This is a genomic window from Photobacterium sp. AWH4_225 (assembly GCF_056158405.1).
Genome location: NZ_JBSWTF010000004.1, coordinates 2,070,403 through 2,085,598, shown reverse-complemented (window position 1 = coordinate 2,085,598; position 15,196 = coordinate 2,070,403). Strand labels below are relative to the sequence as shown.

Below are 15,196 nucleotides of genomic sequence, written 5' to 3'. Positions count from 1 at the left end.
GCGAGAAATCTAATTCTCGACTCTAATAAACAGCAAGTCACAAGGCATTTTTCGCAGCAAAGGTTCGCTGCTGGACATGGTCAGCTGATGGAACCAACTTGATTCATGATGACCAAATACAAGAAGATCAACATCATATTCATCAATGGCTTTGATGATTTGATCTTCTACATAACCCGCATAAAAAATGTGTTTGAAAATGGGGTAATCAGCCCCTTTCAACAAGACAGTCATTTCCCTTACTGACTCACTGTGTACTGAATCATCAAATGCTGACGGGTTAAACTCCCTCACCCCTTCATAGAGTTCCGTAAAATCTGGATCGATGTGAATCACACTAAGTAGTGCATCATGAGATCTCGCTTGCTGAGCTGCTTTCATCACCAAGTACTCAGCATTCGCATCGAAGTTCACAGCCAACAAGACATGTTTGTATTTCATCTCTTATTCCTCAAGGGGCATGATTTTTGAACACTTTCAGTGTAGCTTACCGTGCGCGTCTAAGAATCGTGACAGCAACTACCCGCTATACTGTTAGCCAGATGCCTGAAGTGTCATTGGTTTCATCCCTCCAGGCTGAGCGCTGGATGAGTTTGTATGGTTGAGTTTCTTTTCAAGGGCGATGTATGTATCAAGAATCCTTCATCGATTCTCTCTCAATTTTTGTCATGCTAGGACTGATTTTCGGGGCTATCGCTCTGATGTTCGAGTTCGGATATCGCTTGGCGCTTCGCTTTCCATCCAACGAATACAGTCAATCTATCAGCCCGATGGCAACAGGGCTTGCAAGCCTGCTAGCCTTCATTCTCGCCATCACTTTTAGCATGGCAGCTGCGAAATCTGCTGACAGAAAAGAGTTGGTACTAGCCGAAGCCAATGCGGTTGGTACAACAATACTACGTACAGGGTTGTTAGCTGAGCCGTACCGTTCTCGCAGCCGTGAATTACTACGTGACTATGTCACCCTTAGGGTAATTGAAAAGAAAAATGAACAAGAACAAAAGGTGAATACTGTTATCAAGGAAAGTGAAATCCTCCAGCTTCAACTCTGGAGTCAAGCGGTTGACTCTCATGGAACAACATCACCAGAACTACTGTTGCTATATATTGACTCCCTAAATGAAGTCATCGATATTCACACAAAACGCCTCAACAAGGGAATTAGAGGGCGTATTCCCGTTAGTATATGGTTCACCTTAGGGTTGCTGACATTCCTCACCGTTGGATTAAATGGGTTACAGGTTGGCGCACAAAATAAAGGCAGAGCGCTAGTTGCTGCTCTGCCCTTCGCACTGGCTTTTTCTTTGGTGCTGACCTTGATTGTCGAGCTCGACAGACCAGCAAGAAGTATCATCGAAATCAGCCAGCAGCCCCTAGTAGACCTACGCGACAGCTTGGACAAAGTGCTGTACCCCGATGATGCAGGAAAGTTGAAACTGACTGAATAGTTCTCTTTAATTTGAGCCTGGCACTTTGGATTGATACAGAGCAAGTTGATCCTGTGGATCTCGTTGCTGACAAGTCGCACAGTGTTTCTTGCCATCTAGCTTGTATTTCAAACAGCAAGTTTCCCGGCGAATATAATAGATACTCATGTTCCCATGGGTCGCAACCTTAACACTGTTCAGCTCTGCAAATTCAGGTAATAAATTTGCTAGCCAAGCGTCTACTTGGGATTCTAAGCGCTCAATTAATGCTTTATCACAACCATGCTGGGTAAGTTTCTGGAACACCAAGCCTAGCGCATAGCCAATGGCACCCCAGTACTGAGGCGTATTCACTTTTTGCTGTTTAAACTTAGGGGCAAGATATTGTCCGGCCTCAGTCGCAAAATCAGATAACGCTTGATCCAGCGCTTGCTCTGATCCAACAACATGCGCCTGGGGCAGGTGTGCCAAAGGATCACCAGCCAGGCAATAAAATGAGCAATTCTCAGCGATACCTACTCGCTTAAGCTTTCCATTACCAGCCACATCAAGACTAATTTGCTCAAGCGTCGGCATGAGTACACGGTTAAACTTCAGCCTCAACGCTGCCAAACCCGAAAATAAATGAGCGGTGAAACTTTTCAGCCACAAAGATGCGCCAACGGCTTGTCGAGTATCAACATCTTGAGCAAAAGCATTGATTGTTGTCTCAATGCCATCCTCTGCCCACTCTGTTAGTCGAACTCCAACTTGACCATATTGCAGGCGGAAAAAGGGTTCTCGCTGATAGAGCCAATCCAATTGAGATTCAAGTGTGTGCTGAGCTGGCTCCCCGAGCCAAATAGGAGCCAATGCCGCTGATAAAGTCATCTTGTAGTCTACTTAGAGTGATACGCGTTTAAGCGTTGATTTTATCTGAACGAAGTGTTTGTTCAACACCTGCTTGCATGAAGCAAAAACAACCTCTCAATAGAGCAAATACTCCACACACGCATACGAACATCGGCGCATAAAGTTGATGAAGATCACGGAATAATGGATTTTAACCGTATTGCAATACTATAAAGCTTTAATTAACCAACACTATTGTATATATTTCCCTGCAAAAGATGCATGGAGTTGGGACTAAAGTCACACTCTTTAGCCAAAAAATCAAAGATTAGCAACGTTGGTAAAACGTGCATGGATTGCATAGGATTAATATTTATGAGTAAGGATGCCAAACTGGTTAGGCAAAAACTAAAGTCAGAAACACAATCAGCTCTCAGTAAAGCAAGGACTGCGTTTCTAAAGGACTACCAAAAAGCCACGTAAGTGGCTTTTTTAGTAATCGGCAGGTACCACCATACCACCCAGTACAACCTGTTTGGCGTTGAGTGATGCATGTGGCGTCGCACTCGGCGTCATCATGGCATCGTATTCATCGATGCTTTGACGAGGTGAAAGAGGATCAACCGGATATGAAACGGTTCTTTTCGCTTCTGCCGGAGAGTTTGGCGCTGACAATTTGCCAAACTCTGGTTCAGGCTGATAGGTAGGTACATTGACGTAGTCAGCAGTGTCGTCGTCGAAGATAGACAGTTTGTCGAGCGCAAGGGCAGCAAGCGCGAACCCGATAATGATGTAATTGAAAGGCATAGCATTCTCCTTTTCGCAATGCACTGTTTCTATTGATAGTCCACAATACAAATATGATCAAGATCACAGTGTGAACTTGATGTATTAATCCATGCGCATAAAAAAGCCCCTCAACAATATAAAGGGGCTTTATCTATGATGACTCTAGATAATCGCGATTTATGTCTTCATCCGTCTTTCGAACACACTATCCCAGCGCTTTTTCTATTTCACTTAAGCTAGAAGGGTCATCAATGGTCGAGGGCACCACATACTGCTCACCGTCTGCGATTTGTCTAATAACACGGCGAAGAATCTTGCCAGAACGTGTTTTCGGCAGCCTATCAACCACCAGCGCACGGTTAAAACAAGCCACCGCACCTATCTCACTTCTCACTTTCTGAAGCAGTTCTTTTTCTATAGAACCATCAACCGAATAGTAACCATCTTTCAAGACCACTAAGCCCAAGGGTAACTGGCCTTTCAAATCATCATGGACACCAATAATCGCGCACTCAGCGATAGCTTCGTGCCCGCCGACGACTTCTTCCATCTCGCCCGTTGATAGACGGTGACCAGCGACATTGATGACATCATCTATTCGTCCCATGATAAATAGATAACCATCTTCATCAATATATCCGCCGTCACCTGAAACGTAATAGCCGGGGAACTGACTGAGGTAACCGGATTGGAATCTGTCGTGATTACGCCATACGGTCGGCAAACAACCAGGCGGCAATGGGCGCTTGATGGCTATATAACCTTGCTGGTTGGCTGCTTTTTCTTCACCGGTTTCATCCAGTACCACAACTCCATACCCCGGTATCGGCATAGTGGCTGAGCCAGGCTTGATCTCGAAGCTCTCAAGCCCTACGGGATTTCCAGCAATCGCCCACCCTGTTTCGGTCTGCCACCAATGGTCAATCACAGGACGTCCGGTTTTTTCCTGCACCCAATCCAGCGTTGGGGGATCTAACCTTTCTCCAGCCATATATATCGCTTTGAGATCACTCATTGGATAATCAGCCAGTAATATCCCGTTGGGATCTTCCTTCTTAATAGCTCGGAATGCCGTTGGCGCCGAAAACAGCACCTTTACGCCATATTCATTACAGACTCGCCAAAAAGCCGCAGGATCAGGTGTTTTAACCGGTTTGCCTTCGAACATTATGGTTGTACAGCCATGAATAAGCGGACCATAAACAATATATGAATGACCAACCACCCAACCTACATCAGAAGCAGCCCAGAACACCTCACCCGGTTTGATGTTATAGATGGTCTCCATACTGTATTTCATTGCTACAGCATGGCCGCCGTTATCCCTAACCACGCCTTTAGGCTTACCCGTTGTGCCGGAGGTATATAAGATGTAGAGAGGGTCAGTGGCTTTCACTGGTACACAAGGATGCATCTCGGCTTTTTGCTTCAAAGCCTGCCAGTCACGATCCCTTTCTTCTGTTAACTCAGCTCGGCAGGCATTACGTTGAAAAACAACCACATGCTCAGGCTTCCAACGACTATCCATGATGGCTTGATCAACCAAAGGCTTATACGGAATCACCTTGTTGACCTCGATACCACAACTGGCTGTCAGCACTAGCTTTGGCTCGGCGTCCTCAATTCGGACAGCCAGTTCATTAGGGGCGAACCCTCCAAACACCACAGAGTGAATCGCACCGATACGTGCACATGCCAGCATCGCCATTGCCGCTTCAGGGATCATCGGCATATAGATCACCACACGATCACCTTTTGACACCCCAAGCTCAGCTAACATACCCGCTGTCTTTGCGACCTGATCCCTTAATACCTGGTAGCTGTATTGCACTTTGGTACCTGTTACCGGTGAATCATAGATTAGGGCAGTCTGGTTCCCTCTTCCTGCCTCGACATGCTGATCCAATGCCAAATAGCATGTATTCAATTCGCCATCAGCAAACCAACGCTCTATGCCATTTTCGTCCTTGCTTAATATGTTTTGTGGAAACTGATACCACGGGAGTTTTTGTGCTTGCTGTTGCCAAAAATCTTGCGGCGCAGTTTGCGCAAGTTGATATTCTTTCTGATAGGCAGACATAATGCTTCCTCCAGTATGTCCTGACATTGCTACATCAAAGAGCAATCATTTAAATAGTTTCTAAAAGGCGTCTAGCTGAATACCGTCATTCAAAAACATCAGATGGAACACGAACAAAGCCTTCCATCAAAATCCGCGCACTACGGCTCATCATGACTTTCTCAACCACCCAGCCCTGCTCAGCTTCTGTTGCCTTTGCACCTACCTTCAACGTTCCTGAAGGGTGCCCGAAAGTCACCGACTCTTTATTTCCACCACCCGCGGCGAGGTTAACCAAGGTGCCGTGGACACAAGCCGCTGAAGCAATGGCAACTGCTGCGGTTCCCATCATGGCATGGTGCAATTTGCCCATAGACAATGCCCTAACCAATACATCTACATCGCTCTCTGCGACGGTTTTCCCGCTCGATGTCAGGTACGCTTTGGGTTTCGAAACAAAGGCGACTTTAGGAGTATGCTGGCGAGTTTCGGCTTCCTCCAAACGGGTAATCAAGCCCATTTTCAGTGCTCCGTAAGCTCGAATCCGCTCGAACCTAGCCAATGCATGCTCATCGTTGTTGATGTCGTCCTGAAGTTCAGTACCGATATAACCCAGTGCTTCGGCATCGATAAAGATGGTAGGGATCCCTGCATTGATCATGGTGGCATTGAACGTGCCGACTTCCGGGACTTCCAGATCATCGACAAGATTGCCAGTTGGAAACATCGATCCCTCGCCATCCGCAGGATCTAGAAAATCCACTTGAATTTCAGCCGCGGGGAAAGTGACGCCGTCGAGCTCAAACTCACCGGTTTCCTGGACAAAGCCATTCACGATAGGCACATGGATTTCTATCGTTTTCTTAATATTGGCCTGCCAAACACGTACTTTCACGATACCGTTTTCTGGAACGCGTTCATTTGGGATCAATCCTGCATGAATCGCAAAAGGCCCCACTGCAGCCGACAAGTTTCCGCAATTACCACTCCAATCAACAAAGGGCTTATCAATCGAGACCTGGCCAAACAAGTAATCCACATCGTGATCATCTTTGCTGCTTTTGGACACAATGACTGTTTTGCTGGTACTGGAGGTTGCCCCGCCCATGCCGTCTATTTGCTTAGCGTAAGGATCCGGACTGCCAATAACCCGCATCAGAAATTTATCGCGGGCCTCACCGGCGACTTGTGCTTCCAGTGGCAAATCAGACAGGCTGAAAAACACCCCTTTACTGGTGCCGCCACGCATATAAGTAGCGGGCACTTTCATTTGTGACTGGGCCTCTTGCGCAGGCTGAGAAGATAAGTTTGTCATGTTCATCTCCTCTTACTGCGCCAAGAAATCTTGAGCAAAGCGCTGCAGAACACCGCCCGCTTTGTACACTGCAACTTCATCAGCAGTATCAAGACGGCAAGTCACCGGAACATCGACTTTTTCACCGTTGGCGTGTGTCACCACCAACGCCAAATCCGTACCTGCTTGGATATCCCCAACAACGTCGTACGTTTCGGTCCCATCTAGCTCTAATGTGTGGCGGTCTGTGCCTGGCTTAAACTGCAAGGGCAATATCCCCATCCCGACAAGATTGGTACGGTGGATGCGTTCAAACCCTTCAGCGACAATGGCTTCAACACCCGCAAGGCGAACCCCTTTTGCTGCCCAGTCCCGAGATGAACCCTGGCCATAATCGGCACCTGCAACAACAATAAGCGGCTGCTTACGAGCCATATAGGTTTCAATGGCTTCCCACATACGTACCACCTGGCCTTCAGGCTCAACTCGCGCCAGCGAACCTTGTACCACCTCGCCATTATCCTTCACCATTTCATTAAACAGTTTCGGGTTGGCAAACGTCGCCCGCTGGGCAGTAAGGTGATCACCACGGTGTGTGGCATACGAGTTGAAGTCTTCTTCCGGTACACCCATTTTGGCCAAATACTCACCCGCCGCGCTGGAGGCAAGAATGGCATTGGATGGAGATAAGTGATCGGTGGTGATGTTATCCCCAAGAACCGCTAGAGGTCGCATTCCAGATAGTGTTCTTTCACCGGCCAGCGCGCCTTCCCAATATGGCGGTCTGCGGATATAGGTACTCTTCGGGCGCCAGTCGTAAAGCGGATTACTATTACGCTGGCCGTCATCGAGCTTGAACATCTGAATATAAACCTGATTAAACTGTTCGGGTTTAACATGCTTGCCAACAACCGCATCAATCTCTTCGTCTGAAGGCCACAAATCATTGAGATAAACCGGATTGCCTTGTTTATCGGTACCCAGGGCATCTCGCTCAATATCAAAACGAATTGAACCGGCGAGTGCATAAGCCACTACCAATGGTGGTGAGGCCAAAAATGCCTGTTTGGCATAAGGGTGAATACGGCCGTCGAAGTTACGGTTGCCCGATAACACAGCGGTAGAGTAAAGATCTCGGTCGATGATCTCCTGCTGAATATCTGGATCTAGCGCGCCACTCATACCGTTACAGGTGGTACAAGCGTAGGCGACAATTCCGAAGCCGAGCTTTTCCATCTCAGGCAACAGTCCCGCCTCTTCCAAATACAGCTTGGCCACTTTCGAGCCCGGCGCAAATGAAGATTTCACCCAAGGCTTGCGAACTAAACCTAACTCATTGGCTTTCTTGGCAAGCAAGCCCGCTGCCACCACATTGCGCGGGTTACTGGTATTAGTGCATGAAGTAATAGCGGCAATGATGACAGCACCATCAGGCAGCTCGCCTTCTTTTTCCTGCCAGTCACCAGATATCCCACGAGAAGCCAGCTCTGAGGTGGGTAACCGGCGATGAGGATTCGAAGGTCCTGCCATGTTGCGTGATACGCTCGACAGGTCGAACTCAAGCACACGTTCATATTGGGCTGAAACTAAATCATCGGCCCACAAGCCGGTCTGCTTGGCATAGTTCTCAACCAGTTCAACTTGCTGCTCATCGCGCCCAGTCAGCTTGAGGTAGTTAATGGTCTGCTCATCGATATAGAACATCCCAGCGGTTGCACCGTATTCCGGTGTCATGTTGGAGATGGTGGCACGATCACCAATGGTAAGATCCCGTGCCCCTTCACCGAAGAACTCCAAATACGAAGAGACAACCCGCTCGTTGCGTAAGAATTCGGTAATCGCCAGAACGATATCCGTCGCGGTTATACCCGGCTGGCGTTTGCCCGTCAGGTTAACCCCAACAATATCTGGCAGGCGCATCATAGAAGGACGGCCAAGCATGACGGTTTCTGCTTCCAGTCCCCCTACCCCGATAGCAATTACGCCCAGAGCATCAACGTGTGGCGTGTGGCTGTCGGTACCAACACAGGTATCGGGGAAAGCGACCCCATTCTTGGCCTGAACCACCGGCGACATTTTCTCGAGGTTAATCTGGTGCATGATCCCGTTACCCGCCGGGATCACACTGACATTTTCAAACGCGGTTTTACACCACTCGATAAAATGAAAACGATCTTCATTACGGCGCTCTTCAATTGCGCGGTTTTTATCGAAGGCTTCCGGATCGAAACCAGCATGCTCAACCGCGAGAGAGTGGTCGACAATAAGCTGAGTTTCCACCACCGGATTAACTTTCGCCGGGTCGCCGCCTTGATCTGCAATAGCATCGCGCAATCCAGCTAGGTCAACCAAGGCGGTTTGACCCAAGATATCGTGACAAACCACACGGGCCGGGTACCAAGGGAAATCAAGATCGCGTTTGCGTTCGATGATCTGCTTCAGGCAGTCGGTAAGTGTCGCTGGATCGCAGCGCCTGACCAATTGTTCGGCCAATACACGAGAAGTGTAAGGCAGGGTTTCGTAAGCACCCGGTGATATCTCATTGACGGCCGCTCGGGTATCGAAGAAATCAAGGCCGCTACCTGCAAGGGGCTTACGGTATTGAGTATTCATATTCATAATAGACATCCGTGATTTGAGGTATTAACTGCGCTCTTCTATTGGCAGCCAGTCCTGATGCTCAGGTCCTTCATAATCAGCACTCGGACGTATGATCCGGTTGTTGGCACGTTGCTCGAACACATGGGCCGCCCAACCTGTAACACGGCTCATCACAAAGATTGGGGTAAACAGTTTGGTTGGGATCCCCATGAAGTGATAGGCCGAGGCATGGAAAAAGTCCGCGTTACAGAACAGTCCTTTCTCCCGCTTCATCACCTGCTCCACACGCTCGGATACCGCATACAAGTGAGTATCGCCAACGTCGGCAGACAGTTTTTCCGACCATGCTTTAATTAAAGCATTGCGCGGGTCAGATTCACGGTAAATCGCATGGCCAAAGCCCATGATTTTGTCTTTGTTTGCCAGCATCTGCATAATGCCAGCTTCGGCTTCTTCAGCCGTCTGCCAATTCTCGATCATTGCCATTGCAGCCTCATTGGCACCACCGTGTAATGGTCCACGCAAGCTCCCTATCGCGGCAGTGATACAAGAGTGAAGGTCAGACAAAGTAGAGGCGCAAACACGAGCAGTAAAGGTCGATGCATTGAACTCATGCTCGGCATAAAGCACCAATGAACAGTGCATGACCTGCTTATGAAGTTCAGATGGTGATTTATCTGTTAGCATTTCAAGGAAGTACCCACCAATACTGTCTTCACTGCTGTTGGCGGTATCGATACGGACACCATCATGGCTATAGCGGTACCAATAACAAATAATGGCTGGCAGCATAGCGAGAAGCTTATCGGTCTTTTCATCCTGCTGCGAAAAATCGAGCTCTTGGTCAAGGTTACCTAACATTGAGCAACCGGTTCGCATCACATCCATCGGATGAGCATCGGCAGGGATCGTTTCTAATACTAATTTCAGGGATTCCGGTAATCCACGGAAAGCCAATAATGCTTGCTTATAACTTTGTAATTCTTCTTTATTTGGAAGTTTGCCTTTTAATAATAAATAGGCCACCTCTTCAAACTCAGCATTATTGGCTAAATCAGTGATATCGTATCCCCGATAGGTTAATCCGGTACCAGATTTACCCACAGTACAGAGCGCCGTTACACCGGCACTTTGACCTCTCAGGCCTGCACCTCCAATGGCATTCGATTTCTTTTCACTTCCGTCCTTCTTTACATCAGCTACGGCTATCGCAGTCATAGCAGACTCCTTCTTCAGTTGTATTCACGATATTGAATGGATTGGGCTTCCCTCTATTCCTGCGGGATAATTAGGTACACTGATCCCCAGAGGTTATTACCACCCTGTATTCATTTATTTTTAATATTATTATTTTGTCTTTGTGCCAATTAAGGCTGTTTGAATAGCTTATCTAAAGTTTGTTCGTAGTCGTGATAACCCAAATAGTGGTATAGCTCTTCACGAGTTTGCATTTGATCAACGACATTGCGCTGATGGCCGTCTTGCAATAAGTGCTGGTAAACATTCAGTGCCGCTTGGTTCATTGCCCTGAATGCAGACAGCGGGTAAAGCACCATATCGACGCCACATTCAGCCAGCTCACCGGTACTGAACAGAGGCGTCTGTCCGAACTCGGTAATGTTGGCCAAAATAGGCACTTTAACGGCGTCTGAGAATTGCTGGTATTGCTCAAGCGTATTTATCGCCTCAGGGAAAATCATATCCGCCCCAGCCTCGACGCACGCTTGGGCTCGCTCAATCGCTGAATCCATTCCCTCAACAGCCAGTGCATCGGTGCGCGCCATGATCACGAAATCCGGATCCACTCTGGCATCAACCGCCGCTTTAATCCTATCAACCATTTCCTGCTGGCTGACAATGGCTTTATTCGGGCGATGACCACAACGCTTCTGCGCCACTTGATCTTCCATATGAACCGCTGCAGCCCCGCTTCGCTCCACTTCTTTGATGGTTCGGGCAATATTAAACGCGCCGCCGAACCCAGTATCAATATCGACCATCAGTGGCAGCTTGGTGGCTGCTGTAATGCGGCGAACATCTTCCAACACATCATTTAACGTCGTAATACCCAGATCCGGAAGGCCATAGGAAGCATTGGCAATCCCTCCCCCCGAAAGATATACCGCCTGATGGCCTACCTGCTCTGCCATCATGGCACAATACGGATTGACCGTACCGACAATCTGTAACGGGTTGTTGTTGGCTACCGCTTGGCGGAAGCGTTTCCCTGGACTCATGAGACCTTCTCCTTATCCTGCTTCAACTGTTGTTCAATTAACTGGCGGCTTCTCATAATGTGACGCCGCATTAACATCTCTGCCAACTCTCCATCACGCTCTTTCAACGCACTAAGGAGATGAAAGTGTTCCTTTAAGGCTTGCTCTGGGCGGGAATGTGACCGCTGTGACTGGTAGCGGTACATTCGAAGCAAATGATATAGCTCATCGCATAGCAGACTGATTAATTTGCTGTTGCGGCTGGCTTTGATTACCCGGTAGTGAAAATCGAAGTCACCCTGCTGGTGAAAATACGATGCTCCCTCAACCTGTTCTATGTGCTGGTGGTGGGCATCTAACAAAGCTTCCAGCCCTGCGAGCTCGTCATCGGTGATGTGCTCACAGGCAAGCCTAGCGGCCATTCCTTCTAGGGCTTCACGAACCGCATAAATTTCAATTAACTTTTCCTGGCTAAGAGCCACAACGCGGGCACCAACATGGGGAATACGCTCAACCAACCCCATAGATTCAAGACGCATCATGGCCTCACGCAATGGTCCTCGACTCACACCATAGTGCTTGGCGAGCTCCGGCTCGGAAATCTTGCTGCCCGCTGGATAGGTACCGCTGACAATCTGATCGATTAACTGCTCGGTTAAACTCTCAGATTTGGTGCCCTCTTTCTCACCCTGGTTGTCGACACTTTTCAATTTCAAATCTTGCTTGCTCATCATTATTGTCAACAATTTCTTAACTTGTGAACAAATTTAGCGCTAATTTACCATCCGCACAAGCTAATTGTTAACAATATGTATTAGACCTTAGTATAGATTGTCGACAATTTCTCACTTCAACGCGTCTAAACCGGCATATTCAATGAGCTCTATGACGTTATTGTCATCATCACGAAGAAAGCAAAAAAAAACGGCAGTGACTTCTCAGCCACTGCCGTTATCAAAATTAACCTCTGGTTACGCTGTTGGTTTTGCGTCGCCAGCCAAATGCTCGGTGGTAATCTCCAACTTTGGTTTGCGCTGGGCAAGAATCACTCCAAAGAGAACCATACCTCCACCAATATAATGGTAAACCGCTAATTGCTCTCCTAATGTCATGCTGGCAATAAGCGCAGTCAGCACCGGCATCAGGTTCATGAACATCGCAGTACGGTCTGCACCTAAAATCTCGATTCCTTTCAGCCAGCACCACGGGGCCAGTACCGATGCAGGCAACGCCGCGTACATAATCAATGGCAGTGATTCACCAGTGATCGCCATACGCTCACTGCTTAACAGCATAGGGGTAAGCATGGTTACCGCAAACAGTCCCTGTACATAGACAGACTGCCAATTATTCAGTGGCATTCTCCAACGCTTGAGCAATACACAGTAAAGCGCATACACAAACGCGGCAATTAACAACAGAGCATCACCCTGCTTGATACCTTGCGAAGTCAAAGTACTGATATCACCGTGACCCAGCATGAACACCAAACCAGCCAAAGAAAGCACTGCTCCTACCATAGCCAAAGGTAGCAGACGCTGCCCCAGCAACGGGACACTCAAGAACATACTCAGCAACGGCACCAACGAGATGATTAACGCCATATTGGTTGCTGTTGTCGTCGCCGCAGCGAAATAACCCAGCGACTGGTTGAGCACCATACCCAGTAGAGCCAAAAATGCGAGCTTGGATAGATGCGGTTTGATTTCATGACGCTTACGCCACACCGATGGTAGAACAAAGGGTGTTAATACCATCATGGCAAAAAACCAGCGATAAAAAGAGATCGCCCCAGGGTCGATCACGCTGTAAGACATTTTGTTTACGATGGCATTCCCTGCCCAAATAATGACAGTCAGAAGAGGAAATAAATAGAACATGGTTTGCCTTATAATTTGATTACGAGGGAATTGTGGCACGTCAGCTTACAAACAAATATCTCTAAAAAGACATCGTGATTCTATTGTCAGACATTTGGATTATTCACCGACAATTTCGTGCCACTCAACACTTCCTTTTGCAGGCAAAAATAAATTTAAGCTATTGAAAAATTAGACTTTAAGCGCTAAGCCTAAACACACCCCTAAATTCATTCCCATTAAGAAAGAGTGATCTTTCTCACTGGAAATCACCGTGTATTTCTTATCCACTGCATAATTTCTCGCTGTAGAATGAAAGATCTAATTTTAACTTGCATAGTGGTCAGACCAGACTATAAATACAATATGCCTCTCAGCCATTTCGAAAAGGACATCCCAATGCGCAAAAACCTCAAAATCTACAAACAGATGAGTCGTCTACCTTTTGGCAACAAGTTATTTAGTATCGTTGTGTGCCGCCTAGCCCCCTACTTTGGAAGTATCAAGCCAAAAGTCACGGCACTAAAGCCAGGCTATGCTGAGGTGACAATTAAGAAACGCCGGCGCGTCACCAACCACTTGAATACTGTGCATGCTATCGCTATGTGTAATATGGCTGAGCTAGCGGGTGGAATGATGACGGATGTTTCTATTCCAGTTAAAAGTCGCTGGATCCCAGTTGGGATGACAGTTGAGTATTTAAAAAAAGCCAAGACAGATCTTACTGCTCATGCACAAGGAGAGAATATCGACTGGAACACAGAAGGTGACAAGCTTGTACCGGTTGAAGTGAAAGATACTGATGGAAATTTGGTATTTCGAGCAGAAATCACAATGAATGTCAGGTTCACCTAACCCTTTACGACTGATAACCAGAAATAAAAATGGCGCAGTAAAATGCGCCACTTCAAAAATTCATTACTCTACCAGAGATGATTCTCGTTCTGGTTGTTTGGTAGGTTCAGCATTGGGCAGCCAATGAAACATGTAATCGAATAACTGCTTCTCATCCATTTTGGCTAACTTACCATGAATAAATGAGCTCATATCAATCAGGTGATCGACCTTCGCTATTGGTTGATAGGGCTCTTTAAATCTTCGCCAAATATCAGAATGACTGACATAGAAATTAGCTGCTGCGACCGCTTCATCAAAAGTTGCATGCTCAGAAATCAACCTTGGACCATCCCAAGTTGCACCATCAAGCACACAAACACCTATTTCCCCTGATTCTTCATACCGAAGTTCGTCCACAAAAGGGACATTCCACCAGCGAATGATCTCCTCAATATGACGTTGCTCATTGAGAGTATCTGAGCAGGGAAACTCGTCCATATTGAGTCTATTCCTTACAGGAATTTGACAAGTTGTAAAATCCATAGCCAACAATTTGCATATTTATATTTTTGCATAATCTTAGCTTTTGTGATGCATTTGTCAATTATTTTGCGGAAATTTTCCTTGATAAATTATAATCTTATCAAGAAAAGTACCCCATTATTGATAAGGAAAATCATGCTATCTAAGATTTTCCCTACACCGTTGAGATAAAAACGACCAAAAACATGTTTTCTTTAATCATCAATAAAAAGAGTTCTGGCTAACCGAGCAAGGTTATAAGCATCATCATAACCAGAGTGCTGTCGCCCTTCCCACTCGATACCAGCCATTTCCATAGCAGCACGCTGGCCACAACGCTTCTTGGTAACATGGCGCTGTAGTCTAAACAGCGTTGCCAAGTTTAGGTATTCATCGAAAGGGACTTTCAAGCCTTTTTCTTCACACTCTTTACGCAGGATGATGTCATCTCGCCCCCATGCTGCGTATATTTTATGTCGGCCACCAAATTTCTGTTCGACCGACTTTAGGATATGCCCCAGGGGCTTTCCATTCTTCTCGATGACTTCAGGCTTGATACCTGTTAGCTCTGTGCAGAACGGTGATACTTCATCATTATCCGGTTTCACAAAATGTTGAGCTCGGCGCACAATCTCACCGTTGGTCAGATCAAGTTCTGCGACGCCAATCTCTATGATCTCACCTGTTCTGGACTCTCTGCCATCATTCCAACAGCACATTTCGAGGTCAAAACAGACAATACGGTTAAAATTCATTTCACT

At 47.1% G+C, this 15,196-nt stretch carries 15 protein-coding genes; 3 read left to right on the top strand and 12 right to left on the bottom strand.

Translation table 11 applies throughout. The features are described from left to right. Positions 1–9: 9 nt before the first annotated feature. A complete protein-coding gene (locus ACXAD4_RS26530) occupies positions 10–441 on the bottom strand; it encodes a universal stress protein (protein ID WP_475245003.1) in 432 nt (143 codons plus the stop codon). Between the two features lie 26 nt (positions 442–467). On the opposite strand from ACXAD4_RS26530, the gene ACXAD4_RS26525 reads away from it, so the two are divergent. Next, positions 468–605, top strand: a complete 138-nt coding sequence (locus ACXAD4_RS26525) for a hypothetical protein (RefSeq protein ID WP_475245002.1) — start codon at positions 468–470, stop codon at positions 603–605. A gap of 21 nt (positions 606–626) precedes the next feature. Beyond that, positions 627–1,448 carry a bestrophin-like domain gene (locus tag ACXAD4_RS26520; protein ID WP_475245001.1) on the top strand — a complete coding sequence of 274 codons (822 nt, stop codon included), beginning with the start codon at positions 627–629 and terminating at the stop codon, positions 1,446–1,448. 6 nt (positions 1,449–1,454) lie between these two features. Here ACXAD4_RS26520 and ACXAD4_RS26515 read toward each other — a convergent pair whose 3' ends face one another. The 9 genes from ACXAD4_RS26515 to ACXAD4_RS26475 all read right to left on the bottom strand — a co-directional run bounded on the left by ACXAD4_RS26515 (position 1,455) and on the right by ACXAD4_RS26475 (position 13,097). After that, positions 1,455–2,297 (bottom strand): IucA/IucC family C-terminal-domain containing protein, encoded by an 843-nt coding sequence (locus ACXAD4_RS26515; RefSeq protein WP_475245000.1) that lies wholly within the window; start codon positions 2,295–2,297, stop codon positions 1,455–1,457. 453 nt (positions 2,298–2,750) lie between these two features. Further along, on the bottom strand, positions 2,751–3,065 hold the full coding sequence (locus ACXAD4_RS26510) for a hypothetical protein (RefSeq protein ID WP_475244999.1): 315 nt from the start codon (positions 3,063–3,065) through the stop codon (positions 2,751–2,753). A gap of 187 nt (positions 3,066–3,252) precedes the next feature. Further along, positions 3,253–5,127, bottom strand: a complete 1,875-nt coding sequence (locus ACXAD4_RS26505; protein ID WP_475244998.1) for a propionyl-CoA synthetase — start codon at positions 5,125–5,127, stop codon at positions 3,253–3,255. Positions 5,128–5,212: 85 nt separating this feature from the next. Next, positions 5,213–6,421: a 2-methylaconitate cis-trans isomerase PrpF gene (gene prpF, locus ACXAD4_RS26500; protein ID WP_475244997.1), complete on the bottom strand. Its 1,209-nt coding sequence runs from the start codon at positions 6,419–6,421 to the stop codon at positions 5,213–5,215. Positions 6,422–6,433: 12 nt separating this feature from the next. Next, the gene (gene acnD, locus ACXAD4_RS26495) at positions 6,434–9,019 is read right to left on the bottom strand and encodes a Fe/S-dependent 2-methylisocitrate dehydratase AcnD (RefSeq protein WP_475244996.1); all 2,586 of its coding nucleotides are present in this window, start codon (positions 9,017–9,019) and stop codon (positions 6,434–6,436) included. Between the two features lie 24 nt (positions 9,020–9,043). Further along, positions 9,044–10,219 (bottom strand): bifunctional 2-methylcitrate synthase/citrate synthase, encoded by a 1,176-nt coding sequence (gene prpC, locus ACXAD4_RS26490; RefSeq protein WP_475244995.1) that lies wholly within the window; start codon positions 10,217–10,219, stop codon positions 9,044–9,046. A gap of 149 nt (positions 10,220–10,368) precedes the next feature. After that, complete coding sequence (gene prpB, locus ACXAD4_RS26485; RefSeq protein ID WP_475244993.1) at positions 10,369–11,238, bottom strand: methylisocitrate lyase; 870 nt, start codon at positions 11,236–11,238, stop codon at positions 10,369–10,371. After that, complete coding sequence (locus ACXAD4_RS26480) at positions 11,235–11,948, bottom strand: GntR family transcriptional regulator (RefSeq protein WP_475244992.1); 714 nt, start codon at positions 11,946–11,948, stop codon at positions 11,235–11,237. Before ACXAD4_RS26480 ends, prpB begins: the two co-directional genes overlap by 4 nt. A gap of 240 nt (positions 11,949–12,188) precedes the next feature. Next, on the bottom strand, positions 12,189–13,097 hold the full coding sequence (locus ACXAD4_RS26475) for a DMT family transporter (RefSeq protein WP_475244990.1): 909 nt from the start codon (positions 13,095–13,097) through the stop codon (positions 12,189–12,191). 378 nt (positions 13,098–13,475) lie between these two features. On the opposite strand from ACXAD4_RS26475, the gene ACXAD4_RS26470 reads away from it, so the two are divergent. After that, on the top strand, positions 13,476–13,931 hold the full coding sequence (locus ACXAD4_RS26470; protein WP_475244989.1) for a hotdog fold domain-containing protein: 456 nt from the start codon (positions 13,476–13,478) through the stop codon (positions 13,929–13,931). Between the two features lie 63 nt (positions 13,932–13,994). Here ACXAD4_RS26470 and ACXAD4_RS26465 read toward each other — a convergent pair whose 3' ends face one another. After that, a complete protein-coding gene (locus tag ACXAD4_RS26465; RefSeq protein ID WP_475244988.1) occupies positions 13,995–14,411 on the bottom strand; it encodes a hypothetical protein in 417 nt (138 codons plus the stop codon). Positions 14,412–14,650: 239 nt separating this feature from the next. Beyond that, a complete protein-coding gene (locus ACXAD4_RS26460; RefSeq protein WP_475244987.1) occupies positions 14,651–15,190 on the bottom strand; it encodes a 3'-5' exonuclease in 540 nt (179 codons plus the stop codon). Positions 15,191–15,196 lie beyond the last annotated feature (6 nt).

Coding starts and splice junctions, on each gene's coding strand:
- ACXAD4_RS26530 (WP_475245003.1), bottom strand. CDS start 441: ATGAAATACAAACATGTCTTGTTGGCTGTGAACTTCGATGCGAATGCT.
- ACXAD4_RS26520 (WP_475245001.1), top strand. CDS start 627: ATGTATCAAGAATCCTTCATCGATTCTCTCTCAATTTTTGTCATGCTA.
- ACXAD4_RS26515 (WP_475245000.1), bottom strand. CDS start 2,297: ATGACTTTATCAGCGGCATTGGCTCCTATTTGGCTCGGGGAGCCAGCT.
- ACXAD4_RS26510 (WP_475244999.1), bottom strand. CDS start 3,065: ATGCCTTTCAATTACATCATTATCGGGTTCGCGCTTGCTGCCCTTGCG.
- ACXAD4_RS26505 (WP_475244998.1), bottom strand. CDS start 5,127: ATGTCTGCCTATCAGAAAGAATATCAACTTGCGCAAACTGCGCCGCAA.
- prpF (WP_475244997.1), bottom strand. CDS start 6,421: ATGACAAACTTATCTTCTCAGCCTGCGCAAGAGGCCCAGTCACAAATG.
- acnD (WP_475244996.1), bottom strand. CDS start 9,019: ATGAATATGAATACTCAATACCGTAAGCCCCTTGCAGGTAGCGGCCTT.
- prpC (WP_475244995.1), bottom strand. CDS start 10,219: ATGACTGCGATAGCCGTAGCTGATGTAAAGAAGGACGGAAGTGAAAAG.
- prpB (WP_475244993.1), bottom strand. CDS start 11,238: ATGAGTCCAGGGAAACGCTTCCGCCAAGCGGTAGCCAACAACAACCCG.
- ACXAD4_RS26480 (WP_475244992.1), bottom strand. CDS start 11,948: ATGAGCAAGCAAGATTTGAAATTGAAAAGTGTCGACAACCAGGGTGAG.
- ACXAD4_RS26475 (WP_475244990.1), bottom strand. CDS start 13,097: ATGTTCTATTTATTTCCTCTTCTGACTGTCATTATTTGGGCAGGGAAT.
- ACXAD4_RS26470 (WP_475244989.1), top strand. CDS start 13,476: ATGCGCAAAAACCTCAAAATCTACAAACAGATGAGTCGTCTACCTTTT.
- ACXAD4_RS26465 (WP_475244988.1), bottom strand. CDS start 14,411: ATGGACGAGTTTCCCTGCTCAGATACTCTCAATGAGCAACGTCATATT.
- ACXAD4_RS26460 (WP_475244987.1), bottom strand. CDS start 15,190: ATGAATTTTAACCGTATTGTCTGTTTTGACCTCGAAATGTGCTGTTGG.